Origin of the sequence: Paraburkholderia sp. RL18-101-BIB-B, assembly GCF_046026985.1 — a bacterium.
Taxonomy (GTDB): Bacteria; Pseudomonadota; Gammaproteobacteria; order Burkholderiales; family Burkholderiaceae; genus Paraburkholderia.
In genome coordinates, this window is sequence record NZ_JARESV010000018.1 from 79,228 (window position 1) to 104,024 (window position 24,797).

Annotated in this window: 19 protein-coding genes; 12 read left to right on the forward strand and 7 right to left on the reverse strand. The window is 63.9% G+C overall.

Going from position 1 to position 24,797, the window contains the following annotated elements; all coding sequences use genetic code 11:
- Positions 1-11: 11 nt before the first annotated feature.
- Positions 12-1,595 carry an aldehyde dehydrogenase (NADP(+)) gene (locus P0D73_RS24445; protein ID WP_408433105.1) on the reverse strand — a complete coding sequence of 528 codons (1,584 nt, stop codon included), beginning with the start codon at positions 1,593-1,595 and terminating at the stop codon, positions 12-14.
- A gap of 223 nt (positions 1,596-1,818) precedes the next feature.
- Between P0D73_RS24445 and garL the strand changes: the two genes are divergently transcribed.
- From garL to P0D73_RS24460, 3 genes are all read left to right on the forward strand, one after another.
- The gene (gene garL / locus P0D73_RS24450; RefSeq protein WP_408178428.1) at positions 1,819-2,619 is read left to right on the forward strand and encodes a 2-dehydro-3-deoxyglucarate aldolase; all 801 of its coding nucleotides are present in this window, start codon (positions 1,819-1,821) and stop codon (positions 2,617-2,619) included.
- 31 nt (positions 2,620-2,650) lie between these two features.
- A complete protein-coding gene (locus P0D73_RS24455) occupies positions 2,651-3,544 on the forward strand; it encodes a 2-hydroxy-3-oxopropionate reductase (protein ID WP_408178429.1) in 894 nt (297 codons plus the stop codon).
- 249 nt (positions 3,545-3,793) lie between these two features.
- Positions 3,794-5,800: a glycoside hydrolase family 28 protein gene (locus P0D73_RS24460; protein ID WP_408178484.1), complete on the forward strand. Its 2,007-nt coding sequence runs from the start codon at positions 3,794-3,796 to the stop codon at positions 5,798-5,800.
- Between the two features lie 164 nt (positions 5,801-5,964).
- Here P0D73_RS24460 and P0D73_RS24465 read toward each other — a convergent pair whose 3' ends face one another.
- Positions 5,965-7,257 (reverse strand): MFS transporter, encoded by a 1,293-nt coding sequence (locus P0D73_RS24465; RefSeq protein WP_408178430.1) that lies wholly within the window; start codon positions 7,255-7,257, stop codon positions 5,965-5,967.
- A gap of 29 nt (positions 7,258-7,286) precedes the next feature.
- Positions 7,287-8,123, reverse strand: a complete 837-nt coding sequence (locus tag P0D73_RS24470) for an NAD-dependent epimerase/dehydratase family protein (RefSeq protein WP_408286055.1) — start codon at positions 8,121-8,123, stop codon at positions 7,287-7,289.
- A gap of 393 nt (positions 8,124-8,516) precedes the next feature.
- On the opposite strand from P0D73_RS24470, the gene P0D73_RS24475 reads away from it, so the two are divergent.
- Positions 8,517-9,059, forward strand: coding sequence for a DUF2867 domain-containing protein (locus P0D73_RS24475; RefSeq protein WP_132382830.1), 543 nt, complete (start codon positions 8,517-8,519; stop codon positions 9,057-9,059).
- A 124-nt stretch (positions 9,060-9,183) separates the two neighbouring features.
- Here P0D73_RS24475 and P0D73_RS24480 read toward each other — a convergent pair whose 3' ends face one another.
- A complete protein-coding gene (locus P0D73_RS24480) occupies positions 9,184-10,005 on the reverse strand; it encodes an alpha/beta fold hydrolase (protein ID WP_132382828.1) in 822 nt (273 codons plus the stop codon).
- A 376-nt stretch (positions 10,006-10,381) separates the two neighbouring features.
- Here P0D73_RS24480 and P0D73_RS24485 point away from each other — a divergent pair, with 376 nt between their 5' ends.
- The 5 genes from P0D73_RS24485 (at position 10,382) to P0D73_RS24505 (ending at position 14,496) form a co-directional block, all read left to right on the forward strand.
- Positions 10,382-10,576 carry a hypothetical protein gene (locus P0D73_RS24485; RefSeq protein WP_408433108.1) on the forward strand — a complete coding sequence of 65 codons (195 nt, stop codon included), beginning with the start codon at positions 10,382-10,384 and terminating at the stop codon, positions 10,574-10,576.
- Positions 10,577-10,764: 188 nt separating this feature from the next.
- Positions 10,765-12,177 carry a cytochrome ubiquinol oxidase subunit I gene (locus P0D73_RS24490; RefSeq protein ID WP_408314025.1) on the forward strand — a complete coding sequence of 471 codons (1,413 nt, stop codon included), beginning with the start codon at positions 10,765-10,767 and terminating at the stop codon, positions 12,175-12,177.
- A 41-nt stretch (positions 12,178-12,218) separates the two neighbouring features.
- A complete protein-coding gene (gene cydB / locus P0D73_RS24495; protein WP_408178435.1) occupies positions 12,219-13,223 on the forward strand; it encodes a cytochrome d ubiquinol oxidase subunit II in 1,005 nt (334 codons plus the stop codon).
- Complete coding sequence (locus P0D73_RS24500) at positions 13,198-13,389, forward strand: hypothetical protein (RefSeq protein ID WP_408286065.1); 192 nt, start codon at positions 13,198-13,200, stop codon at positions 13,387-13,389. Before cydB ends, P0D73_RS24500 begins: the two co-directional genes overlap by 26 nt.
- Before the next feature lie 330 nt (positions 13,390-13,719).
- A complete protein-coding gene (locus tag P0D73_RS24505) occupies positions 13,720-14,496 on the forward strand; it encodes a response regulator (RefSeq protein ID WP_408433110.1) in 777 nt (258 codons plus the stop codon).
- A gap of 43 nt (positions 14,497-14,539) precedes the next feature.
- Here P0D73_RS24505 and P0D73_RS24510 read toward each other — a convergent pair whose 3' ends face one another.
- The gene (locus P0D73_RS24510) at positions 14,540-16,492 is read right to left on the reverse strand and encodes an ATP-binding response regulator (protein ID WP_408433112.1); all 1,953 of its coding nucleotides are present in this window, start codon (positions 16,490-16,492) and stop codon (positions 14,540-14,542) included.
- Between the two features lie 469 nt (positions 16,493-16,961).
- Between P0D73_RS24510 and P0D73_RS24515 the strand changes: the two genes are divergently transcribed.
- From P0D73_RS24515 to P0D73_RS24525, 3 genes are all read left to right on the forward strand, one after another.
- Complete coding sequence (locus P0D73_RS24515; RefSeq protein ID WP_408252325.1) at positions 16,962-17,753, forward strand: hypothetical protein; 792 nt, start codon at positions 16,962-16,964, stop codon at positions 17,751-17,753.
- A 204-nt stretch (positions 17,754-17,957) separates the two neighbouring features.
- The gene (locus P0D73_RS24520; RefSeq protein ID WP_408433114.1) at positions 17,958-21,416 is read left to right on the forward strand and encodes an alpha/beta fold hydrolase; all 3,459 of its coding nucleotides are present in this window, start codon (positions 17,958-17,960) and stop codon (positions 21,414-21,416) included.
- Between the two features lie 173 nt (positions 21,417-21,589).
- The gene (locus P0D73_RS24525) at positions 21,590-22,372 is read left to right on the forward strand and encodes a substrate-binding domain-containing protein (protein ID WP_408433115.1); all 783 of its coding nucleotides are present in this window, start codon (positions 21,590-21,592) and stop codon (positions 22,370-22,372) included.
- Positions 22,373-22,394: 22 nt separating this feature from the next.
- Here the strand turns inward: P0D73_RS24525 and P0D73_RS24530 are convergent, their stop codons facing one another.
- Both P0D73_RS24530 and P0D73_RS24535 read right to left on the reverse strand, forming a co-directional pair.
- Positions 22,395-23,807, reverse strand: a complete 1,413-nt coding sequence (locus P0D73_RS24530) for an FAD-binding oxidoreductase (RefSeq protein WP_408178442.1) — start codon at positions 23,805-23,807, stop codon at positions 22,395-22,397.
- A complete protein-coding gene (locus P0D73_RS24535) occupies positions 23,804-24,793 on the reverse strand; it encodes an isopenicillin N synthase family dioxygenase (protein ID WP_408433118.1) in 990 nt (329 codons plus the stop codon). Before P0D73_RS24535 ends, P0D73_RS24530 begins: the two co-directional genes overlap by 4 nt.
- Between the last annotated feature and the right edge of the window lie 4 nt (positions 24,794-24,797).

Sequence of the window (24,797 nt, forward strand, 5' to 3'; positions counted from 1 at the left end):
TCACCCGCCACTTAGCTGCGCGTGATCTCGCCATCGCGACGACGCCACAGGTCCAACGGGTTGCCGTCGGTCAGCGCTTGCGGCAGCAGATCGGCCGGGAAATCCTGGTAGCACACCGGACGCAGGAAGCGCTCGATCGACGTCGTGCCGACCGACGTCGCGCGGCTATCGGACGTCGCCGGGAACGGGCCGCCGTGCACCATCGCGTGCGACACCTCGACGCCCGTCGGGAAACCGTTCACCAGAATCCGGCCGGCCTTGCGTTCGAGAATCGGCACCAGCTTCTTCGCCGCTGCCAGGTCGGCGCTGTCCATCTGCACCGTGGCGGTCAACTGGCCGGCAAAATGCTCGGCGACCGCGAGCAGTTCCCGCTCGTCCTTGCAACGGACGATGGTCGACGCCGGGCCGAACACCTCGTCTTCCAGTGCCGGCGTGGCGAGGAACGTCTGCGCATCGGTCACGAACAACGCCGCGCGCGCCTGCGTCGGGCCGGTTGTATCGACACCGCGCGCTACAGCCTCGACGCCCTTGATCGCCGCCAGCTTGCCTTCGCCTTCTTCATAAGCAGCACAGATGCCGGACGTCAGCATGGTCTGCGCGGGCTTTCCGCTCAGCGCGTCCGACGCCGTGGCGACGAAAGTCTTGAGCGCGTCGCTGTCGACGGCAATCGCGAGACCCGGATTGGTACAGAACTGGCCGGCGCCAAGCACCAGCGAATCGACGAAACCGCGCGCGATGCTCTCGCCGCGCGCAGCCAGCGCATTCGACAGCAGGAACACGGGATTGATGCTGCTCATTTCCGCGTAGACCGGAATCGGCTCGGCACGCGCCGCCGCGACGCGCATCAGCGACGTGCCGCCCGCGCGCGAACCGGTGAAGCCAACGGCCTTGATCGCCGGATGCGCAACCAGCGCCTCGCCGACGGAATTCCCCGCGCCGACGATCATCGAGAACACGCCTTCCGGCAAGTCCATCTCTTGCGCGACGCGCTGGATCACGCGGCCGACCATCTCGGACGTGCCGAGGTGCGCGCGGTGCGCCTTCACCACGACCGGGCAGCCGGCCGCGAGCGCTGCCGCCGTGTCGCCGCCCGCCACCGAAAACGCGAGCGGGAAATTGCTGGCGCCGAACACCGCGACCGGGCCGAGCGGATTCTTTTGCATGCGCAGGTCGGAGCGCGGCAGCGGCTTGCGCTCCGGCAGCGGAGAATCGAGCGTGGCGGCGAGCCACTGGCCGGCGCGCACGACTTGCGCGAACAGCTTGAGCTGGCCCGTGGTGCGGCCGCGTTCGCCTTCGAGACGCGCCTTCGGCAGACCCGATTCCTGGTGCGCCCGTTCGATCAGCGCGTCGCCCAATGCCGTGATGCCGTCGGCGATACGCTCGAGAAACTCGGCCCGCACCGTGAGCGGCAGTTGCCGGTACGGATCGAACGCTTGCTGCGCCAGCTCGCACGCCTGCCCCACGACGGCCACCGAGCCGCTGCCGAAAACCGGCTCCGCGATATCGAATCCCGTGGCAGGATTGAACGCATGCAATGGTTTTTCCTCGCCGCGCACCGCTTGGCGGCCGATCAGCATTTCGCCGGTAATAGACATTTGCTTTCCTTGAGTGAAGGCCTAAGATATAGGTCATCCTACAACATTGTGAGGCATGCGCGCAACCTGAAACGCTTGCCTGGCGAGGAATTCGGGTTAACGTGACCGTTACAACCGGCGAGGCCGGTGCTAATCTGCAATCAAGACATACGACGACCTATAACTCCGTGTTGAGCCATCGTCGGAACTTGCCCGATCCATTACCGTTCGAGGAAAACAGCCGATGCCAGCCGTCACGCCTTACCAACCCTTACCCAACAGTTTCCGCCGAGCAGTGTGCGGCGGTGAAACCCTGATCGGCTGCTGGGCGTCGCTCGCCAGCCCGATCGTCACCGAACTGCTCGGCATTATCGGCTTCGACTGGATGCTGCTGGACGCCGAGCACGCGCCGAACGACGTCCTTACGCTGATCCCGCAGTTGATGGCGCTCAAGGACAGCGGCAGCGCGCCGGTCGTGCGGCCGCCCGCTAACGACAGCGTGTTCATCAAGCGGCTCCTCGACACCGGCTTCTCGAATTTCCTGGTGCCGTTCGTCGAAAGCGCCGACGACGCGGCCCGCGCCGTCGCCGCCACGCGTTACCCGCCGCAGGGCATTCGCGGCGTTTCGGTGAGCCATCGCGGCAATCGTTACGCGACGGTGCCCGACTACTTCGACGTCGCCAACGACAACGTCTGCGTCATCGTGCAGATTGAAAGCCGCAAGGCCGTCGACGCGATCGACGAAATTCTCGCCGTTGACGGCGTCGACGCCGTGTTCGTCGGGCCGTCCGACCTCGCGGCCGCATACGGCCATCTCGGCAATGCGAATCATCCCGACGTGCAGGCGGCGATCGCGCGCGTGTTCGAACGCGCGCATGCCGCGGGCAAGCCGAGCGGCATTCTCGCGCCGGTGCAGGCCGACGCCGAGCGCTACATCTCCATGGGCTGCCGCGTCGTCGCGGTCTGCGCGGATATGGGGCTGCTGAAAGCGGCCGCGCAGACGGTTCAAAAACACTTCATGCAGAAACAGGCGGGCCAGCAATAACCCGGCCGCCATGACATCTTCGGAGCATTCCATGCAAAAAGCAGGCTTTATCGGACTCGGCATCATGGGCAAGCCCATGGCCGCCAACCTTCTCAAGAACGGCGTCGCGCTGGCAGCGTTCACACGCAGCGGCGTGCCCGACGATCTCATCCAGGCGGGCGCCGTCGCGTGCGACAGCCCCGCCGCCGTGGCCGCGCAGGCCGACGTGATTTTCATCATGGTGCCAGATACGCCCGACGTCGAGCGCGTGCTGTTCGGCGAACAAGGTCTCGCCGGATCGTTGCGCGCGGGACAAACCGTCGTCGACATGAGCTCGATTTCGCCGATGGCCACCCGCGAGTTCGCGGCCCGCGTGCGCGAGACCGGCGCGGACTATCTGGATGCGCCGGTTTCCGGCGGCGAAGTCGGCGCCAAGGCCGGCTCGCTGACCATCATGGTGGGCGGCGAAACCGCGACCTTCGATGCCGTCAAGCCGCTGTTCGACATGATGGGCAAGAACGTCACGCTGATCGGTGGCGTCGGCGCCGGCCAGGTGTGCAAGGTGGCCAACCAGGTGATCGTCGCCGCGACGATCGAGGCAGTCGGCGAGGCGCTGCTGCTCGCCTCCAAGGCCGGCGTCGATCCGGCGCGCGTGCGGGAAGCGCTGATGGGCGGGTTCGCGTCCTCGCGCATTCTCGAAGTGCACGGCGAACGCATGACCAAACGCACCTTCGATCCGGGCTTCCGCATCGAGTTGCACCAGAAGGATCTGAACCTCGCGCTCTCCACCGCGCAATCGCTCGGCGTCTCTCTGCCGAATACGGCCACCTGCCAGGCGCTGTTCAACGCCTGCGTCGCGCACGGCGGCAAGGCGTGGGACCACTCGGCGATGGTGCGCGCGCTCGAATTCCTTGCCGATCACGAGATTGGCCAGAAAACCGCTTAAGCCGCACGCCGCTTTTTAATGCGCCGCTCCGCTTGCCTTATGCAGATAGGCAGGACGGAGCGGCGCATACGTGCGTTCGCCGGCTTCGCAACGAGTTGACGGAAGTCGTGTCACTTCCACCGCTAAAGTTTTTTTACAAACATTAAGGATACCTTACGTTAAGTAAACAGGTTCGACGAGCTGCATTCCCCAAAGTAGCAACGATTATTGACAACGCCCGCAAAGGGCAAGGAGACATCCGTGGCAACCATAGATAAAACCAACGGCAAGCGGGCAACATCGAAAACGCCCGGCCAGGCTGAACCGAATTCGCCCGCTCGCCGCGCCTTTATCGTGCTGGCGGGTACGTCAGCGGGCGCGACGCTGCTGGGCGGCTTGTCCGCCTGCGGCGGCTCCGTCAACGGCGGCCCATCCACGCCGCCCGTGGTACAGGATCCGATCTGGGGCACCTCGGGCGCCGCGACGCAGATCATCGCTTCCTTGCAAGGCATCACCCAGTCGATGTTTCCCACACGCGACTTCCTGGTCACGCAATACGGCGCCACACCGTGCGCCGTCGTTGCCGCGACCAATCCGTACACGGGCTCGGCATCGGTCGCGAGTCCCGGTTCCAACCTGACCAACGCCGCCGCCTCGTTCGACTCGCGCCCCGCGTTTCTCGCCGCCATCCAGGCCTGCAATGCCGCAGGCGGCGGACGCGTGGTCGTGCCGGCCGGCACGTGGTACTGCGCTGGCCCGATCGTCCTGCTGAGCAACGTGAACTTTCACCTCAGCGCGAATTGCACGATCTATTTCAGCCCGAACCCCGCCGACTACGCGAAGGACGGCCCGGTCGCCTGCGGCGCCAATGGCAATCTGTTCTATAGCCGCTGGCAGGCGAACGACTGCCTGAACTACGGCTCGCCGGTCTACGCGCGCAACCAGACCAACATCGCGCTGACCGGCGAAGACGCAACCTCGGTGCTCAACGGCCAAGCCATGACGCCGTTCGCCGGCAGCGGCAACACCGCGACGTGCTGGTGGACCTTCAAGGGATCGAATGGCGCATACGGCTGCGTAAATTCATCGACGCCTTCGCAGGCGTACCTCAATCCGAAGAACGTCGATCTGAAAACCGCCGCACCCGGCATTTCCGATGCGCTCTACGCGCAACTGACCAGTCCCACGACACCGTGGCAGGAAGACCAGAACTACCTGCCCGCTCTCTCCGAAGCCGGTGTGCCGATTGCGCAGCGCGTCTTCGGTGTCGGCCACTATCTGCGTCCGTGCATGGTCGAGTTCATCGGCTGCACGAATGTGTTGATGGAGAACTACAGCACCAACAACACGCCGTTCTGGCAGCATCATCCGACCGATTGCAAGAACGTCGTGATTCGCGGCGTGACGACCAACAGCATCGGCCCGAACAACGACGGCTTCGATCCGGACGCGTGCAACAACGTGCTGTGCGACAGCGTCACGTTCAACACCGGCGACGATTGCATCGCGATCAAGTCGGGCAAGGATCTGGATACGCAATACGGTCCCGCGCAGAATCACGTGATCCAGAACTGCATCATGAACAGCGGTCACGGCGGCATCACGCTCGGCAGCGAAATGGGCGGTGGCGTGCAAAACATCTATGCGCGCAATCTGCAGATGCTGAATCAGAACTGGGCGACCAATCCGCTGAACATCGCGATTCGCATCAAGACGAATATGAATCGCGGCGGCTTCGTGAAGAACTTCTACGTCGATACCGTCACGCTGCCCAACGGCGTCGCCCTGAAAGGCGGGGGTTACGGCAGCGCGTTGCTGAGCGGCAGCCCGATCAACGCCACGGTGCCGCTCGGCGTCGTGACGGCGAGCGCAGCCAATCCGTCGGCGGCGCAGGGCGGCCTGATCACGTTCGACTGCGACTATCAACCGGCGAACGACGCCATTCGAATCCGTCCGGCGGTCGTGCAGAACGTGAACATTTCGAACGTGACGGCGAGCAACGTGACGCTTAACGGCGTGACCGGCTCGTGCTTTCAGGCGATCGTCGCTCAAGGGCCCGTCGCGTTCGACTACAACGGCGCGGCCCCGACGCCGACCATTCCGCCGATCAGCGGCGTGACGATCTCGAACTGCAATCTGGGCACGGCAGTCTCGGCCGGGCCAGCGAGCGCGACTACACCTGGACCGATCTACGCGTACAACGTCAACGGCATTACGTTGAACAATGTGGTGATCGGCGCGACGACTTACAACACGACGGTCGTCGATAAGCGTTAAGCAGTTAGCGGTTGAACGGCTGGGCGAAGTGCGAGCTTCGTTCAGCCGTGGAGATTCAAGAAACGCAGGGAACAAAAACAAAAATGGCGGCGCCCGAAAGCGCCGCCATTTTCATTTCCGGCTCGACTGATCAGCGTCCGGAATTCATCGCGACCTGGCCTGACTCACTTGACCACCGCGCTCGCCGGTGTCCAGCGCGGCTCGGGCGTCTTGTCGGCGCTCTTCGCCAGCAGACACACCACGGCGGCCGCGATGATGTCGAACACCGCCAGCACCACGAACAACGGGCTGTAGCCGATCTGCGTGACCAGCACGCCGAACAGCGCCGTGAACGCAGCCGCGCCCAGGTAGCCTGCCATACCGCCCATGCCGGTCGCGGTAGCGACTTCGTTCTTGCCGAACATATCGGACGTAATCGCGTACAGCGCACCCGACAAGGTCTGATGCGCAAAACCGCCGACGCACAGCAGCGCCACCGCCACATAAGGACTCGCCACCAAGCCGACACAGGCCGGTCCGATCATGAACAGCGCGCCGACCACGAACACCATCTTGCGCGACGTGAAGAGCGACACCTTCGCGTACTTGTGAAACAGCGGACTGAGATAGCCGCCCAGCACGCAGCCGATGTCGGCGGCCAGAAACGGCATCCATGCATACAGCGCGACTTCCTTCAGGTTCATGTGACGCTCGGTCATCATGTACAGCGGAATCCACGCGTTGAAGGTCTGCCAGGCCGGCTCGGAGAGCATGCGCGGAATGCCGATCGCCCAGAAATCGCGGCTGCCGAGCATGGCGAGCCAGCTGCGCTTGGCGGCGCCGGCGTCGCTGTGCTTCGCTTCCTGGCCGCTGAGAATGTAGTCGCGTTCAGCGTCGCTCAACAGCTTCTGGTTGCGCGGGTGCTTGTAGAGCACCATCCACAGCACGCTCCAGATAATCCCAGCCACGCCGACGATCACGAAGGCCAACTGCCACTCGCCGCGCAACAACGCCCACACCACCAGCGGCGGCGCCAGCAACGCGCCGATCGACGAGCCGATGTTGAACCAGCCGATCGCCACCGAACGCTCCTTGGCGGGGAACCACTCGCTCGTCGCCTTGACGCCGGCCGGAATGCCGGCCGCCTCGGCAATGCCGAGCAGGCCGCGGAAAAACGCGAGGCTGCGCCAGCCCGTCGACCACGCCGCCGCCGCGCAAGCCAGCGACCATGCCAGCGCGAACGCCGCAAAGCCGATCTTGGTGCCGACAGTGTCGAGCAGGTAGCCGGCGACCGGCTGCATGAATGCATAGCAAAGCTGCCACGCCACGACCACGTGCGAATACTGCTCCGTGGTGATGTGGAGGTCCTTCATCAACGTCGGCGCCGCGACTGACAGCGTATTGCGCGCGAGGTAATTGATAATGAGCCCGGCCGCGACCAGACTGACCATCCACCAGCGGATGCCCTTGATTTTCATTGCTGCGTCTCCTCGTAATCCTGAACGGCTCAAACAGGCCGCGTAGTGGAAGCGGCCGAGCCGTCCGGAGCGGCGTCATCGCGCGAATAATCGATACCCACAAAGCTGCCGCCCTGGAAGCGCTGGCCGAGCGCGTCGAGTGGATTCGGCCGCGCGAGGATTTCCTCGGCGTAGACCTCGGCATCCTGCGTCGGCTGATAGCCCAGACGTTCGGCGCCGCTGTTGTCCCACCAGCTGCGTGTGTTGGCCGACACGCCCCAGATGGTCAGGAAGCCCACGTTCTCCGCTTCGACACAGCGGTCGAGGAAATGCAGCAGATCGCGATGACCGAACCAGGTGCTCAGGTGCCGGGGCTCGGTCGGCCGCTCGAGGCAGCTGCCGATGCGCACGCAAACGCTCTCGATGCCATGCTTGTCCCAGTACATTCTGGCGAGCGCTTCGCCCCACACCTTGCTCAGGCCGTAGAAGCCGTCCGGGCGCAGTTCGCAGTCGAGGCTGAGATGCTCGGTGACCGGATACATGCCGATCGCGTGATTGGAGCTGGCGAACACGATGCGCTTCACGCCTTGCCGGCGTGCGCCTTCGTACACTTCGACCAGCCCGCGAAGGTTGTTTTCGATGATCTCGGGCAGCGGACGCTCCACGCTCGTACCCGCGAAATGGATCAGGACGTCCACGCCTTCCAGCAGACGATCCACGATCGCGGGGTCGCGCAGATCGCCGTGCATCACGTCCTCGCCTTCCACGAGCGGCACGAGGGCCTTCGAGCCCGCGGCCGAACGCAACGGCGTGCCGCGTGCGATCAACGCAGCGCGTACCACCGAGCCAAGCTGGCCACCGGCTCCACTCAGAGCAATCTTCTTCATAAGGTTCCTTTCCTGCGCCGCGCGCGATCGAACTTGGGTACAGCCGTCGCTTCTGTCATGCCGGCAGTGTCTGCCGATTCAGCGATAGTTGTACGATAACGTACTATCGACGATGCCAGACCGGATTTCAATTAGGCACTTACCCTTATCTCAATGAGCTGCCCGCCAGATTTCTCTTAATAAACAAGCGAATAGGCGGACACTATTTATGTGACATCGTATAACTAGAAACGCGTTTTTGCTCCAGAGTCCGGGATGGGAAGGACCTCGTCGGCCGGCTCCGCGCAGACGCACACAAGCGCGTAGACTTGATGCGCTCACGCGCAAGCCGGACTGCCGCCATGGCCCGGCGCAGCGCCCCTCTTCGATTGATTTTTAGCGCCGCACGCCACCATGCTCACTGTCCACTGTTCCGTGCAGTCCGTTGCCCTTCCGGCTGAATCGAGCGTCGCGCGTTTGTACGACGCGCCGGACCTGGCCGACGCGTACGCCGTCCGCCTGCCCGAGAACGCCATCGACGATCCGGAGTTGCTGGCGCGCTTCGTGTTCGCGCATCAGGCGGGATGGGTCGCGAGGTTGATGGGCTTGCGCGATGCGATCGTCGCCCGTTTCGGCCTGAAGACCGCGGCGCAGTTACGCAGCATCAAGGATCCCGCCGCCGCAAGGGAGCGCCTCGACATCTTCAGGATCTACACGCGTAGCGCGCACGAGATCATCCTCGGCGAAAACGACCGTCATCTCGACTTCCGGGTTTCAGTGCTGCAGCAAACTCGCGGCACACAGGAAGGACGCTCGCGCTATCTGATCCTGTCCACCGTCGTGCATTGCCACAATCGACTCGGCCGTTTCTATATTCTCGCGATCGCGCCGTTCCACCGGATGGTGGTGCGCTCGTCATTGCGGCGAGCGGCGCGCATCGGCTGGCCGACCGCCTGAGCGGTTCGACACGCGGGCGCGTGAACGATCACGGCCCGCGGTTCGGGTTCAAGTGCAACTGGGCGTGCTTGCTTGCCCGCAGCCCACCGCACTCGCGACATCGACGCATCAACACGTCACCGCATTACGACCCGATGAACTCCAGCAGATCGCCGTTCACCTTGGCGGCCTCGACGGTGCACATGCCGTGCTGGCCGCCCGGATAGACCTTGAGCGTGGCGTTCTTCACGATCTTCGCGGTCAGACGGCCGGCCGCATCGATCGGCACGATCTGGTCGTCGTCGCCGTGCAGCACCAGCGTCGGCACGTCGATCTTCTTCAGGTCTTCCGTGTAGTCGACTTCGGAGAACTGCTTGATGCAGTCATACAGTCCCTTGATCGAGCCAGCCATGCCCTGGACCCAGAACGAATCGATCACGCCTTGCGACACCTTCGCGCCCGGACGGTTGTAGCCGTAAAACGGGAGCGCCAGATCCTTGAAGAACTGCGAGCGGTCGTCTTCCACGCCTTTGCGGATGCCGTCGAACACGTCGATCGGCGTGCCGTTCGGATTGCTCTCCGTCTTCAGCATCAACGGCGGCACCGCGCCGATCAGCACGGCCTTCGCGACGCGTTGCGTGCCATGCCGGCCGATGTAATGCGCGACTTCCCCGCCGCCCGTCGAATGGCCGACGAGCGTGGCGTCCTTCAGGTCGAGTTGCTCGATCAGCGCGGCGAGATCGTCGGCGTAGGTGTCCATGTCATTGCCGTCCCACGTCTGCTCCGACCGGCCATGCCCGCGCCGGTCATGGGCGATCACGCGAAAGCCTTTGTTGCCGAGGAACATCATCTGCGCGTCCCAGGCGTCCGCGCTCAACGGCCAACCGTGCGAGAAGACGACCGGGCGACCCTTGCCCCAGTCCTTATAGAAAATGGTCGTACCGTCTTTCGTCTTGATCGTGCTCATCTGCTGACTCCTGTTAGTTGAAGTCTGCCGTCGCCGGCAGGTGAATGAAGCGTGTTCTGTTGAACCATTCGCGCGGCACGCGACACGACGCCCATTCGAGGCACGGCATGCCTCGCACCACACGTTGATGACGGACTAGCAATGCGCCCAGGCGATTCAGCCGGTGCGTCGGCGATGACTATTCGAAGCGAATAACGGGAAAAAATACTGGACTGGCTATACGGCGTGCATGCGTGAGTAGCATGCGCTCATTTGAAAAATGCTGCCGTTTGGCTGCCTGCATGGTATGGGCAATCGAGCCCGTTGGCTAGCCGCCGGGCGCATGGAAAGTCCGTTCCGACGGAGTGATTGTCGGTTGATGACAAGCCGATCCCAATTGCCGAACATCGCCTTGTGGATCGAATCTGCGGGCGGCGGCCTTAACTTGCTCCAGACCGATGCCGAGCCCGGCTCAAAGGCGTTCGAATCCGCCCGCGCGACAATGCTGCAGCGCGGTCGATTGCCGCAGTCGCGCCGTCGGCGCACCGAAACCGTGCCCGGCGCGCCCACCAAGGCGATCAGGAAAACTTGATATCCATCAACGACTTGCCGTCTCAAAATAAAAAAACGCCGCAAAACAACGTGGTTTTTTGACGCACGTCGCGTCGCAGCAAAGAATTTCCTCATCCCCTACTCTTGCGCCATCTGCCCAGTGCAGTGCGCACCGACAACGGTCGACGCGCGTAGTCCGCCCTCGCGGCCATCACGCACTTCACGCTCATGAACTCCGCTCTCTCGGCCTTCGATCTCGCCCGCATCCAGTTTGCGTTCACCGTCTCGTTCCACATCGTTTTTCCGGCGCTCAGCATCGGCCTCGCCAGCTTCATCGCCGTGCTCGAATGGCGCTGGCTGAAAACCCGCAAGGCGTACTACAAAGACCTTTGCCTGTTCTGGTCGAAGATCTTCGCAGTGGCCTTCGGCATGGGCGTGGTTTCCGGCGTGGTGATGAGCTATCAGTTCGGCACCAACTGGTCGGGCTTCTCCAGTTTCGCCGGCCCCGTCACCGGCCCTCTGTTGATGTACGAAGTGATGACCGCGTTCTTCCTCGAAGCGGGCTTCCTCGGCATCATGCTTTTCGGCTGGCAGCGCGTCAGTCCGCGCGCGCACTTCGGCGCCACGCTGATGGTGGCGATCGGCACGCTGATTTCGACCTTCTGGATTCTCGCTTCCAATAGCTGGATGCAAACGCCGCAAGGCTTCGAAGTCGTGAACGGCCGCGTCGTGCCGCTCGACTGGTTCAAGATCGTGTTCAATCCGTCGTTCCCATACCGGCTCGCGCATATGGCGCTCGCGGCGTTCATCGTCGCGGCGCTGGTGGTGTCGGCGGTGGGCGCGTGGCATCTGCTGCGCGGACGGCGCGATCCGGCAGTCAAGAAAATGTTCTCGATGGCGCTCTGGCTCCTCTTGATTCTCACGCCGGTCCAGGCGTTCGTCGGCGATCAGCATGGTTTGAACACGCGCGAATATCAGCCCGCCAAGATCGCGGCGATCGAGGGTCTGTGGGACACCGAAAAAGGCGGCACCGCGCTGAACCTGTTCGGCATTCCCGACATGCAGGCGGAAACCACGCGCTACGCCGTGTCGATTCCGCACCTGGGCAGCCTGATCCTCACGCATAGCTGGGACGGCGAAATTCGCGGTCTCAAGGAATTTCCGCCGCAAGACCGGCCGAACTCGACGGTGGTGTTCTGGAGCTTTCGCATCATGGCCGGCCTCGGCGTGCTGATGATCCTGATGTCGGTGGCCGCGTGGGTGCTGCGCCGCCGTGGACGCCTGTTCGAATCGAAGTGGTTCCAGCGCGTCGCCGTGGCGATGGGGCCGACGGGTTTCATCACGCTGCTGGCCGGCTGGGTCACGACTGAAGCGGGTCGTCAGCCGTGGGTCGTGTACGGCGTGATGCGCACTTCGCAGGCCGTGTCGCCGCTCAGCACGCAGCAGGTCGGCATCTCGCTGATGACCTTCGTGGTCGTGTACTTCCTCGTGTTCGGCACCGGTGTCTACTACATGCTCAAGCTGATGCGCGCGGGTCCAGCGCTGCCTGGACACACGCCGCACGAAGCGCCGGAGCGCCTGCCGAACCAGACCGCGCGCCGCCCGCTTTCCGCCGCCGATCACATGATCGACGCCGCCTGAATCCAACCTTCTTCACCAGCTACTTGCGATAGAGAAAGAACATGGACGTAACCGTAGTGTGGGCCGCGATCATCGCGCTGGGCCTTTTCATGTATGTGGTGCTGGACGGCTTCGATCTGGGCATCGGCATCGTCTTCCCGTTCTTCCCCGATGAGAAAGAACGCGACCTGATGATGAACACCGTCGCGCCGGTGTGGGACGGCAACGAAACCTGGCTGGTGCTCGGCGGCGCGGGTCTCTTCGCAGTGTTCCCCGCGGTCTACTCGACCGTGTTATCCGCGCTGTATCTGCCGCTGATCTTCATGCTCGTGTGTCTGATCTTTCGCGGCGTGTCGTTCGAGATTCGCGCCAAGGCCAATCGCACGAAGCATCTGTGGGACCTCGCGTTCATCGGCGGTTCGGCGGGCGCGACGTTCTTTCAGGGCATCGCGCTGGGTGCATTCCTGCAAGGCATCCCCGTGATCGACGGCGCGTATGCCGGCGACGCCTTCGGCTGGCTCACGCCGTTCAGCCTGCTCACGGGCCTCGGGCTCGTGGTCACCTATGCGCTGCTCGGCTGCTGCTGGCTGGTGGCGAAGACCGAAGGCGATCTGCAACGCCGCCTGCATCGCGTGGTCTGGCCGCTGACGATCGTGCTGCTCGGCTTCGTCGCGATGGTCAGCCTGTGGACGCCGCTGCAGGATCCGAATATCGCACAACGCTGGTTCCACGACGGCCTGTTCTACCGTCTGCTGCCGGTGCCCTTCCTCGTGGCGGTCGCGGCGTTCTTCATGCATCGCGCGGTGCGTGAGCGGCATCACAACACGCCGTTCGCGCTCGCGCTGCTGCTGGTGCTGCTCGGCTACGCGGGCTTGCTGGTGAGCCTGTGGCCGTATGCAATTCCGTCGAGCATGACGCTCTGGGAAGCGGCCGCGCCGCGCTCGAGCCAGATGTTCACGCTGGCCGGCGCAGCGGTGATTCTGCCGATCATCATCGCCTACACGACGATGGGTTATTGGGTATTTCGCGGCAAGGTGCGTCATGGCGACCAACATCACTATCACTAAGCAGACCAACCCGGACGCAACGCTCGGCGCATCGAGCGCGCCGGCGCGCAAAGTGCCGGGCTGGCTCTGGTTCATCGCGCTGTGGTGCTTCGGCGTGGGCTCGGCGATGTCGCTCGGATTCGCATTCAAGCTTCTGATGAATGCGACGTTATTTGCAGTCAAATAGAGACTGCTTCAGCGCGCTTCGATCCGGCGCGCATAACCTTCGGAATCCTGCGGGGACGCCTTTAAAAAAGGACCGTTCGGCTCGTCTACCAAGCAAGCCGTAAACTATGCGCGAGAGACCTGCCTTGGACATCATGCGGTGCATCGGAGCAGACGGCGATTTAACAAATAAACGGTCACACAAGCGGTTCGCCGGAAGGTGCGCCGCGCCACCGATCAGGCATATGATCGCGGGGTGGGCGGCAATGATGCGATTCACGAGGCTAGAAGTAAAACGAGACCCTATAACGGCGGTAGCCCACATCGGGCAGGCCCGACTCGCGGAGACATCATGAAGTTTCTTGTAGCCGACGACCATGAACTGATTCGTCAAGGCGTCAAAGGCATGCTGCGCGGCCTCGATCCCGACGCCCAGTTCGACGAAGCCGACAACTGGGAGACGCTTGCCCTGCTCGCGCGTCCCGACGCCGATCACGATCTTGCCATCGTCGATCTGCATATGCCGGGCATGAGCGGCGCTTCGTCGCTCGAAGTGCTGTTGAAGGCGAACCCCGCGCTGCCGCTTGTCGTCCTCTCCGCCGAAGAATCGCCCGACGAAATGCGCGCGGTGCTGGCCGCCGGCGCGCTCGGCTTCGTGCCGAAGCGCCAGCCCGCCAGCGTCATGCTCAAAGCGATCGAACTGGTGCTTTCCGGCGGCGCTTATGTGCCAATGGAAGCGCTCAGCCTGCTGGGTTCGCGCGATGCGCAGGCCGCGTCCGTGCCCGCTCGTGCCGAAGCGCTCGCTGACCCGTCGCAGCAACATGCGGCTCCGGTCGGCGCGCACGCGTCCGGCCAGGGCGGCACCACGCTCACGGAACCGCTCACGCAGATCCAGGCATTGCAGCCGCACCAGCAGCATCTGCTGGAGAATCTGTCGCCGCGTCAGCAGGACATCATGCGGCTCGTGCATCGTGGCTGGACCAACAAGATGATTGCGCGCGACCTGGGCGTTGCCGAAGGCACGGTGAAGGTGCATCTGTCGGTGATCTTCCGGGCGCTCGGCGTGCATAACCGGTCGACGGCGATCGCCGTAATCAACGGCTGGCTAGAAGCCGGGAAAACCCTGTAGCACGCGATCGATGACAGGCGGCGTTCACGCCGCCCGTTCGCCTCTACTTTTGCGGTGCGCTCTGCGACTGGGTGCTTTGGGTCTGGCTTTGGGTCTGGCTCTGCACTCCGATTCTCGCTTCGCCTTGCGGCACGATCTCAGCAACCCGCGTCACCCCACTGACCGGCCGGCCGCCCGCTTCATGTCCCGTTTGGTCCACGCGCAATTCCAGCGCGGCGCCCGCCCGCCCCTTGTCCTGCTCGGCCTGCTGCCACAGCATCTCCAGCGTGCGCCGCAAGCGCGCCGGCGTGACCGGTTTATGGAGCACCGGAATCCCCTGCAAGGCGAGCGCCGCCAGTTCCGCCGACGCCATGTCGCCCGTGATCAGCAGCGTCACCACGTTGTCGTGCCCCGCGCGCGCGAGCACATTGCGCACGGCGGTGAGCGCCTGCGCGCCGGTGCGGTGATTCGCCAACTGGTAGTCGCATAGCACGGCATCGGGCACGAAGCCGCCTTCGAGCGCCGCGAGCGCATCGACTTCGTCGCGCGCGCCGAGCACGCTGCAACCCCAACGGCCCAGCAGACTGACGAGGCCTTCGAGAATCGACGGATCGTCGTCGATGCACAGCACGCGCCGCCCTTGCGCCGACGGACCGCCGGCCACCGCTTCGTTCAGGCTCGCGACGATGCCGCCGGGATCGCCCGCCTGCACCGGAAAGCGGAACACCGACCCGCGGCCCGGCGCCGAGCGCAGTTGCAACTCGCCACCGAGCATGCTGACCAGCCGCTTCACCGTCGGCAAGCCGAGGCCGTGACCCTGGCGCGCGTCGCGTTGCGGATTGGCGACCTGATAGAACTCCTCGAAGATGCGCGCGTGCTCCTCCACGGGAATGCCGATACCCGAGTCGCGCACTTCGATATAGCCGCCCGTCTGCCGCCCGGCGCGGCGCAGGCCCAGCCAGATCGCGCCGTCTTCGGTATAACGCACGGCGTTCGACAGCAGATTGCTCAGCACGCGTTCGAGCAGCACCGGATCGTCGTGCACGACCATCGTGGTCGGCGCGATGCGCAGCGCCAGCCCTTTGGCGGCCGCCTGCGGACGATACTGGCTGCCGACCCGCTCGAACAGTTCGGACAGCCGGAAATGCAGCCGGATCACCTGGGTCACGCCGCTTTCGAGCCGCGCCAGATCGAGCACCTGGTTGAACAACTGGTTCAACGCCTCGACGTTGTAGACGATGTGCTCGGCGGTCTTCGCGTGCTGCACGGGCGTCGCCGCCGTGTCGTTGAGCGAGGCCGCGAGCAGGCCGATCGCATGCAGCGGCTGGCGCAAGTCGTGACTGGCGGCCGCGAAAAAGCGCGTCTTGGCGAGGCTCGCCTCTTCGGCCACCCGTTTTTGCGCGGCCAGCGACTCCGCCAGATACTGCTGATCGACGCGCGCCTGCACGACCTGCTGGAACAGCTTGCGATAACTCAACGCGTAGACGTTGATCGCGCAAAAGAAAAACGCGAGGACGATGGCGAGAATCGTGCGGTCGAACGTATGCGTGCCGAAATGCATGACGATCGACGGAAACAGCAGAAACGGAATCGAGGTCGAGAAATTCAGCAGGTCAAAGCCATTCGACATGAACACGCCTGCGGCCAGCGTGACGAGCATGACCGTGTGCAGCAGCGGCAGGTCGGACTGCGGGCTCTGGAACGCGAACCACACGGCGATGCCCGGCCCGCTGTAAAGCAGCATGCCGCGCACCGCGTGCAGAATGATCCAGCCGCGCGGCGAGACGAGTTTCGGGTAACGGCGGTTGCAGACCCAGAGCGCGAGGCCGGCGCAGTTGGCCGCGGCATAGAAACCGAAGCACGCGATGAACAGCGGCGGCGACGGGATTTTCGGCCAGTAAATCGCCACCAGCACCGCGATCGAAAACCAGTGCGAAAAGAATGCAATCGGATCCTGCGCGTACAACACGCGCACCAGGTCTTCGTCGATGGCACGCTGGATCGGGTCGGCCCGCATCGCGCGGTCTCCTTTTGTCGATCGGAGTTAGCGCTTGAGCTGTCGATCGGAGTTCGCGTGTTAGCGCGTTACTCCGATCCCATGCAGAGCACTTACTCCGGTCCCATGCACCGCGCATTGCACGGCAAATTCGGTTATGTGGATCGGAAGCGCGGCGACGCAAGCGGCGTGAACCGCATCGGACACTTCGGATACGGCGTGGCTCTACGTCTGCGATGCAACTGCGTAGCCGCAGTGCGATGCAATGGTCCAATGCATCCGTTTCTCTTCAGACGAATAAGATGCACTTTGTCGGATGGTTTACCCGGCAGTTTACCCATCAGCTACCACTTAATCCATATAGGCGAAGCCGCCGTTGGAAACCATACTGGCTTCACATTCCAGCGCGGCCTCACCGCTTCAACATCCACATCCCGCCTGCAGTTCAGGCTCACCGCGCTCCTTGGCCTTTCCCCTTATGGAGGTTTTCATGGGCGCAGTTCCGAGCCACGAGTTCGTCCGCAATCTCGACGATGCGATCCTGCCGGATTTGTGGCGCCGGCGTACCCGGTTGTCCGGCGACGAAATGGTGTCGATGGTCGAACTGGTCAAGCGGGCCTTGCGGACCTATCACCCGCTCGAGCTGCAGGCGCTCGGCGAGGACAAGGAAGAACTGGTCGCCCAGTTCATCTACGCGAAAGTGCTGCGCCTCGCGCCCGGCCATACGGAAACCCATGCCTGTGCCGACAGCGCGCCGTCCAACGGCTACGCATTGTGCGCGTATTTCCGCCGCTACCTGATCGACTGCCTGCGCAGCGCCGGCCACCAGCGCAACGTATCCATGGAAAACGACGGCATGGCGCAGGAAATCGATCTGCACGCGCAAGCGCTGGAAGATCCGGTGGAAAGCGTGCTGCTGCAATACGGCCTCGACGAACAGCGCGTACGGTGCTCGGCGCGCGCCTTTATCGAAAGCCTCGACGAACCGGAGCGGATCGTGCTGGCCGGCAGCCTCGGCTGGTGCTCGGAAGGTAAAGGCGGTCTGTCGGCAGTCGCAGCGCAGCATCGTGTGCCCTCGTATCACTATCGCGCCGTCAAGCTCGGCGTCACCATGAAGAAGACGGCCGGCGCCGAAGATTTTTCCAATACCAAGATCGGCCGCTGGCTCACGGACGTGCTCGGCATCGAGATCGACGTCGACAATCGCCCGGCGATTCTGCTCGCGCTGAACCTGCTCGCCGCCGAATCGAGCGACAGCGAAATGAATGAAGCGGCCGCGTAATAGCACGTGGCCGGGCCAGCGCCCGCCGCTCGCGCCGCCTCGCGACGCCGCGCACGCGGCACAGCAGGCCCGCGCGCCACATACGATGCGCCTTTTTTTGTGCGCGCGCACCGCCTAGGATAAAAAAGCCGTCGCCGCACGCCGTCTTGCTTCCGAAGTCCCGGTTGTCTCTCCCCGCATTCCATTCCAGACGAGGTGGTCGTGATGAACCGCTTATCGAGCGTCGTAACTGCAATCCAATCGCACTACGACGTGGTTGTGGTGGGTTCCGGCTACGGCGGCGCGATTGCCGCGTCCCGCATGGCGCGCGCCGGGCGCCGGGTGTGCGTGCTCGAACGCGGGCGCGAATTCATGGCCGGGGAATTTCCCCGCACGCCGTTTCAGGGCACCGAGGAGGTGCAATACAACACGGCGCTGGCACATATCGGCTCACCGCTGGCATTGCTCGAAGTGCATGTGAACGACGATGTGAACGCGGTAGTCGGCTGCGGTCTCGGCGGCACCTCGCTGATCAACGCAAACGTCGCGCTCGAAGCCGACCCGCGCCTGTGGGATGACCCACGCTGGCCGGCCGCGTTGCGCGCCGACAAGGCGGGCCGCGACAAAGGCTATGCGCTCGCCCGTGAGATGCTGCAACCGTCGCCGGTGCCCGACAGCTATCCGACACTGCCGAAACTGCAGGCGCTCGAACTGTCGGCGCAGGCGCTCGGTATGAAAGCCGAGTTCTCGCGCCCGGACATCACCGTCACCTTCCAGGACCGCACGAATGCCGCGGGCGTCGAGCAGAAGGCTTGCGTCGGCTGCGGCGACTGCAATTCCGGCTGCAATTACGACGCGAAGAATTCGACACACATGAACTATCTGCCCGACGCCGTCGCCCACGGCGCGCAGATTTTCACCGGTACCGCCGTCCATTCGGTGCTGCGCGACGCGGCCACCGGGAAATGGATCGTGGGATACCAGCTGGTGAGCCTCGGGCGCGAAAGCTTCGGCGCGCCCGATCTGTTCGTGAGCGCCGATATCGTCATCGTGTCGGCCGGCACGATCGGCTCGACCGCGTTGCTGTTACGCTCGCGCAAGCAGGGGCTGAGCGTCTCCGGCATGCTCGGCAAGCACTTCACCGGCAATGGCGACGTGCTCGCCTTCGCCTACAACACCGAGCCGGTGATCAACGGCGTCGGCTGGGGCGCGCACGAAAAGGGCGAGATTCCTCCGGTCGGGCCGACCATTACCGGCCTCATCGACCATCGCGGCACCCCCAACGTCAGAGACGGCTATGTGATCGAAGAAGGCTCGCTCGCCGGCCCGGTGGGCGCGGCGCTGGTCGGCCTGCTCGGCGCCGCCGCGCCGCTCGAAGGCGTGGATGTCGCGCCGCGCTCCGTCGCCGAACAGCTCGCTTACGACGCCCGCGTGGCCACCAGCTTTCTGCGCGGCCCGTATCACGGCGCGCTCCATCACACGCAAAGCTACCTCGTCATGGCGCATGACGACGAAAACGGCGAGATCGACGTGGACGACAAAGGCCAGCCGCGCATTGTGTGGGAGAACGCCGGCAAGCAGCCGATCTTCCTGGCGGTCGAAGAAGTGCTCAAGCAGGCGACCGTGCCGCTCGGCGGCAAATACATGCGCAATCCCATTTCCACCGATATTCTCGGCAACCGCACCGTCACCGTGCATCCGCTCGGCGGCTGCGGCATGGGCGAGGACGCCGGGCACGGCGTGGTCGACCACATGGGCCGCGTGTTCAGCGGCGCCACGGGCAACGCGGTGCACGACGGCCTGTACGTGATGGACGGCGCCGTCATGCCGATGTCGCTCGGCGTCAATCCGCTCCTGACGATTTCCGCGTTGGCCGAACGTAATTGCGAACTGCTGCTGGCCACGCATCCGCTGAACGCCGCGCCGGCCGAGGGCGCGCCCGCCACGCCGAGCTTGCCGCCCGCGCCGACGCCGCAGGCCGCGTCGTCGTCCTTGACGCCGTCCTCGCCGCAGAAGATCGGCCTGCACTTCACCGAAACGATGGTCGGCACCTACACGCCGATCGTGGCGGGCGAAGCGGCCACGAGCCCGATGGAGTTCACGCTGACCGTCGAATCGGAAGATCTCGCCGACATGCTCAGCAATCCGCAGCATCTGGCGCAAACGGCCGGCACGCTGACCTGCCCCGCGCTCTCCGCGCAGCCCATGACGATCTCCGACGGCACCTTCAATCTGTTCGTGGTCAACGAGTCGGAGGTCGACGAGCGCAACATGAACTACCGCATGACGCTCAACACCACTGAAGGCAAGACGTACTTCCTGAGCGGCAAGAAGATCATCACGCGCACTTCGCCGATCAATCTGTGGGAGCAGACCAACACACTCTACGCGGAGGTTCGCGAGTCGGCGCAAGCCGGTGCGCCGCTGCTCGGCAAGGCGACGCTAATCATCACGCCAGAGAATTTCCTCAAGCAGCAACGCACGCTCGAAGTCACCCACGCGCCCGATCTCAAGACACGTCTCGAATGGACCCTGAAGTTCGGCAAGTTTTTCGCGGGCGTGCTGTTCACCGAATACGGTGGCGTGGCCGCGCCCTTGCAGTATTTCGACCCGAAAGCGGAGCCGCGTCTGAAGCGCGCGTTGCGTGCGCCGGCGCCGCAAATCGTTTTCTTCGACACGCCCGATGGCACGAAGCTCAGGCTCACGCGCTATCACGACCCCGCGCGCAAAGCGGCGCGTCCGGTGCTGCTGATTCACGGCTCGGGCGTATCGAGCCGCATCTACTCCACCGACCTAATCGCGACCAACATGGTCGAGTATCTTTTCGCCGCCGGCTACGACGTGTGGCTCGTGGATCTGCGCGTCAGCATCGAAATGCCGAGCGTGTTCGTGCCGACCAACGTCGACAAGGTGGCGCGCGAGGACATTCCGTCGGCGGTCGCCAAGATCCGCGAATTGACCGGAGTGCCGGAGCTTCAGGTGCTCGGCCACTGCATGGGTGGCGTGGCGCTGAGCATGTCGCTGCTGTACGGACTCGAAGGCGTGCGCTCGGTGGTCATCTCGCAGGTGTCGGCGCATCCGGTGCCCGGCACGCTGGAGAAGATCAAGGCCGGCCTGCATATTCCCGACATCATGCAACATCTCGGCGTACTCGACGTGACCGCCTATACGGAACACAAGTCATGGCCGCAGAACCTGCTCGATGAAGCGCTCAAGTTCTACCCGCTCAATCACAAAGAGGGTTGCGGCAATCCGATCTGCCATCGCGCGACCTTCCTGTACGGCCTGCTCTACGAACACGAGCAGTTGAACCAGACGCTGCATGCGAATCTGCAGGAAATACTCGGCGTGCACGACGTCGGCGTATTCAAGCATCTGGCCGCGATGGTGAGAGCACACAAGGTGGTCGATGCCGAAGGCAAGGACGTCTATCTCACCGGCACCGATGGCATGAAAGGACTGGAAGGCATGCGCCTGCCGATCGGGTTCATCCACGGTGATAAAAACGAAACCTATCTGCCGGTCAGCACGCAGCTCACGTATGAGATGCTGGTCAAGCATTTCCCCGAGCAGCCTTACGAGCGGACCATTATTCCCGGCTATGGACACATCGACTGCATCTTCGGGAAGAATGCCGCGGTGGATGTCTATCCGGTGATCGTGAAGTATCTGGACGCGCATTGAGGTAGCGCGTAGGCGGTATCTGAAAGGCGCGCGCGAGCCAAGCGCGCCTTCCTTACGTCTCGCTCACACGCCGGGTTTCAACAACATCCGGCGGGTTCTCGTTTGGCGGCCGTTCATGTATGGTCTATACCCTGCAACGCTATCGTGCACCTTAGACCTTCATGCTTACGCCAATGAAAACATTCCTTCTGTCCGTATTGACTGCCGGCTTGCTGGGCAACGCGGTTGCCGCCTCGCAGGTGCAGGCGGCGGAGCTTCATGTCATGAGTTCGGGTGGCTTCACCGCCGCCTATAAACTGCTCGGTCCCAAGTTCTCGGCGTCGACGGGCAATACGCTCGACACGATACTCGGGCCGTCGATGGGCCAATCGCCGGAAGCCATTCCGAACCGCCTCGAACACGGCGAACACGCGGACGTGGTCATCATGGTCGGCTACGCGCTCGACGATCTCATCAAGCAAGGCAAAGTGATGCCCGGCTCGCGCGTCGAGCTGGCGGACTCGCGCATCGGCATGGCCGTGCGCGACGGTGCGCCGAAGCCGGCCATCGGTTCGGTCGATGCGCTGAAAGAGACCTTGCTGCATGCGAGATCCATCGCTTACTCGGACAGCGCCAGCGGCGTCTATATCGAGCGCGAGCTTTTCAAGCGGCTCGGCATCGAAGATCAGGTGAACGCCAAGGCGAAGATGGTGCCGAAGATTCCGGTTGCGTCGGTCGTTGCCAACGGTGATTACGAAGTGGGATTCCAGCAGGTCAGCGAATTGCTGCCGGTCGCGGGCGCCAGCTTCGTCGGGAAGATTCCGGAGTCGGTGCAATCGGTCACGCGCTACGCCGCGGGGATTCCGGTCGGTGCACAGCATCCGAAAGAAGCGAAAGCGCTGCTCGACTACCTCGCCTCTCCCGACGCTCAAGCTGCTGTCAAATCGACCGGGCTGGATTCCGTCGCCACGCATTGAAGCTGGTGGCGGCGTAGCGCGGTCAAAACAGCTTGCCCGGATTCAGAATGCCGTGCGGGTCGAGCGCATGTTTGATCGCCGCCATTGCCGCCAGCTCCGCCGGCGAGCGCGAGATCGGCAAGAACTCGCGCTTGAGCAAACCAATGCCATGCTCCGCCGACACCGAACCATGTAACGGCCCGAGCATGTCGTAGACAAACGCGTACACCGCGTGATGATCGACGCCGGGAATCGAATGACCGTCCACCGTGACATGCAGATTCGAGTCGCCGATATGCCCGAAGAAATACGACGCGTTGCCCGGCCAGCGCTGGTCGAGTGCCGCGCGACAGCGGTCCACGAAGACGCCGATCTCGCCGATCGGCAGGCTCACGTCGAAGTTGATCGCGTCGAGCCGCACCGGAAACTCCGCGGTGCATTCGCGAATCGCCCATAGCGCGCGCACGTCGGCCACCGACTGCGCGATCACCGCGTCGCGGATCGCGCCCGCGTCGAGCGCTTCGGTCAGCGCGGCGGAGAAACGCTCGCCGTCGTCGGCCGAATCGAAGCTGGCGTGTTCGATCAGCGCATAGAGCGGATGCGCGTCATCGAATGGCGAGCGCGTGCCGGTCAGCTTCACGCCGAAGTCGTAGAAGTCCGGCCACATGATTTCGAACGCGCCGATATCGTTGCCAAAGCGCGTCGACAAACGGCGCAGCAGATTCACGGCGGCGTCGTAGCCGTCGAGCGCGACCAGCGCCGTATGGCGCGCGGCACGCTGCGGATGCAGTCGCAATACCGCGCGCGTGATCACGCCGAGCGTGCCCTCCGAGCCGATGAACCAGTGCTTCAGGTCATAGCCGGTATTGTTCTTCACCATCTTGCCGAGCGACGTGAGCACGTCGCCATTGGCCAGCACGACCTCGAGACCGAGCACCTGGTCGCGCGCGGTGCCCGACTGAATCACCCGGTTGCCGCCCGCGTTGGTCGCGATATTGCCGCCGATCTGGCAGGAACCGCGCGCGCCGAGATCGAGCGCAAGGTCGAAGCCGGCTTCAGCCGCGGCTTCCTGCGCGGCTTGCAACGTGGTGCCGGCGCGCACGGTCAGCGTGGCCGACGCGGCATCCACTTCTTCGACACCGTCCAGCCGTTCGAGCGACAACGCAATATCCGTGGCGCGCGCGATCGCGCCGCCCGCGAGGCCGGTCATGCCGCCCTGCGGCACCACCGGCTGATGAGCCGCGTGGCAAATAGCGAGCGCCCGCGACACCTGCTCCGTGGTGCGCGGCAGCAGCAAGGCGGCGGGTCGCGTCGGTTCGTGACGCGTCCAGTCGGTCATGGCGCGTTCGCCGATCTGCTCGCCCACGCGTACGCTGTCTTCACCGAGCGCGGCGCGCAGCGCGTCGAGTGTCGCGGAAAGCGGCGCTGCGTGATTCGCCGTTCTGTTGTCTGTCATGCAGTGGTTCCTTGCGCGCCTTCAACGGCGTGTTTCTTCCGATAGCCCATCGAGTCGTTGATACGCCCGAGAATATAGTCGCCCGCGGCGACCGGCTGATACTTGAGATCGGCGTTACTCGTGCCGAGATCGCGCGGATCGACCAGCGCGCCGTACGTCGGATCATAAAACGTCGCGATCGAATAACGCTCGCGTCCCGATGTGTTGATCACACGGTGCAAGGTGGAGCGGAAGCGGTCATTGGTCCAGCGCGCCAGCAGATCGCCGACATTGACCACGAAGCTGCCGTCGACCGGCGGTGCATCCACCCACGTATCGTTGGCGATTTCGCGCACCTGCAGGCCGCCCACCTGATCCTGCCACAGCAGGGTGATGCAGCCGTAGTCCGTATGCGGCGCGACGCCGAACTGATCTTCGTCCGATTGGGGCGGCTGCGGCGGATAGTAGACCATCTGCGTGCGCTGCATCCGTTTCGTATAACGCGGCGCGAAGAATTGCTCATCGACGCCGAGGCTCACCGACACCGCGCGCAGCAGATCGGCGCCGCATGCGGCGACCGCCTCGTAGTAGCCATACAGCGCAGGACGCAACTCCGGCATGAAGTCCGGCCAATTGTTCGGTCCGCGCAACGCCTGGCCGGCCAGCACGTCGGGGTCGTCCTCCGGCAGCTCGAGGCCGATGCTGAAAAACTCCTTGTAGTCGGGACGCTTGGCCTGGTACATGGTCGCGTCGCCGAGCGCGTTGAAGCCGCGGTGCCGCTGATTGACCGCCGCGCGCCGCTTGGTCTCCACCGGAAACGCGAAGAAGTTGCGCGCGGCCTGCGCGGCGGCATCGATCGAGCCCTGCGGCACGCCGTGATTGATGATGTAGAAGAAGCCGATCGTCGTGCACGCTTCACGGATTTCCCGCGCCACGCGCTGCAAAGCCTGCGGATCGCCCGCGCGCACGCCGGCGAGATCGATGATCGGAATGCGGGTCACGGGCATCGTG

Coding starts and splice junctions, on each gene's coding strand:
- P0D73_RS24525 (WP_408433115.1), top strand. CDS start 21,590: ATGAAAACATTCCTTCTGTCCGTATTGACTGCCGGCTTGCTGGGCAAC.
- P0D73_RS24505 (WP_408433110.1), top strand. CDS start 13,720: ATGAAGTTTCTTGTAGCCGACGACCATGAACTGATTCGTCAAGGCGTC.
- P0D73_RS24465 (WP_408178430.1), bottom strand. CDS start 7,257: ATGAAAATCAAGGGCATCCGCTGGTGGATGGTCAGTCTGGTCGCGGCC.
- P0D73_RS24520 (WP_408433114.1), top strand. CDS start 17,958: ATGAACCGCTTATCGAGCGTCGTAACTGCAATCCAATCGCACTACGAC.
- P0D73_RS24530 (WP_408178442.1), bottom strand. CDS start 23,807: ATGACAGACAACAGAACGGCGAATCACGCAGCGCCGCTTTCCGCGACA.
- P0D73_RS24515 (WP_408252325.1), top strand. CDS start 16,962: ATGGGCGCAGTTCCGAGCCACGAGTTCGTCCGCAATCTCGACGATGCG.
- P0D73_RS24510 (WP_408433112.1), bottom strand. CDS start 16,492: ATGCGGGCCGACCCGATCCAGCGTGCCATCGACGAAGACCTGGTGCGC.
- P0D73_RS24455 (WP_408178429.1), top strand. CDS start 2,651: ATGCAAAAAGCAGGCTTTATCGGACTCGGCATCATGGGCAAGCCCATG.
- P0D73_RS24480 (WP_132382828.1), bottom strand. CDS start 10,005: ATGAGCACGATCAAGACGAAAGACGGTACGACCATTTTCTATAAGGAC.
- P0D73_RS24500 (WP_408286065.1), top strand. CDS start 13,198: ATGGCGACCAACATCACTATCACTAAGCAGACCAACCCGGACGCAACG.
- cydB (WP_408178435.1), top strand. CDS start 12,219: ATGGACGTAACCGTAGTGTGGGCCGCGATCATCGCGCTGGGCCTTTTC.
- P0D73_RS24470 (WP_408286055.1), bottom strand. CDS start 8,123: ATGAAGAAGATTGCTCTGAGTGGAGCCGGTGGCCAGCTTGGCTCGGTG.
- P0D73_RS24490 (WP_408314025.1), top strand. CDS start 10,765: ATGAACTCCGCTCTCTCGGCCTTCGATCTCGCCCGCATCCAGTTTGCG.
- P0D73_RS24535 (WP_408433118.1), bottom strand. CDS start 24,793: ATGCCCGTGACCCGCATTCCGATCATCGATCTCGCCGGCGTGCGCGCG.
- P0D73_RS24445 (WP_408433105.1), bottom strand. CDS start 1,595: ATGTCTATTACCGGCGAAATGCTGATCGGCCGCCAAGCGGTGCGCGGC.
- P0D73_RS24475 (WP_132382830.1), top strand. CDS start 8,517: ATGCTCACTGTCCACTGTTCCGTGCAGTCCGTTGCCCTTCCGGCTGAA.
- garL (WP_408178428.1), top strand. CDS start 1,819: ATGCCAGCCGTCACGCCTTACCAACCCTTACCCAACAGTTTCCGCCGA.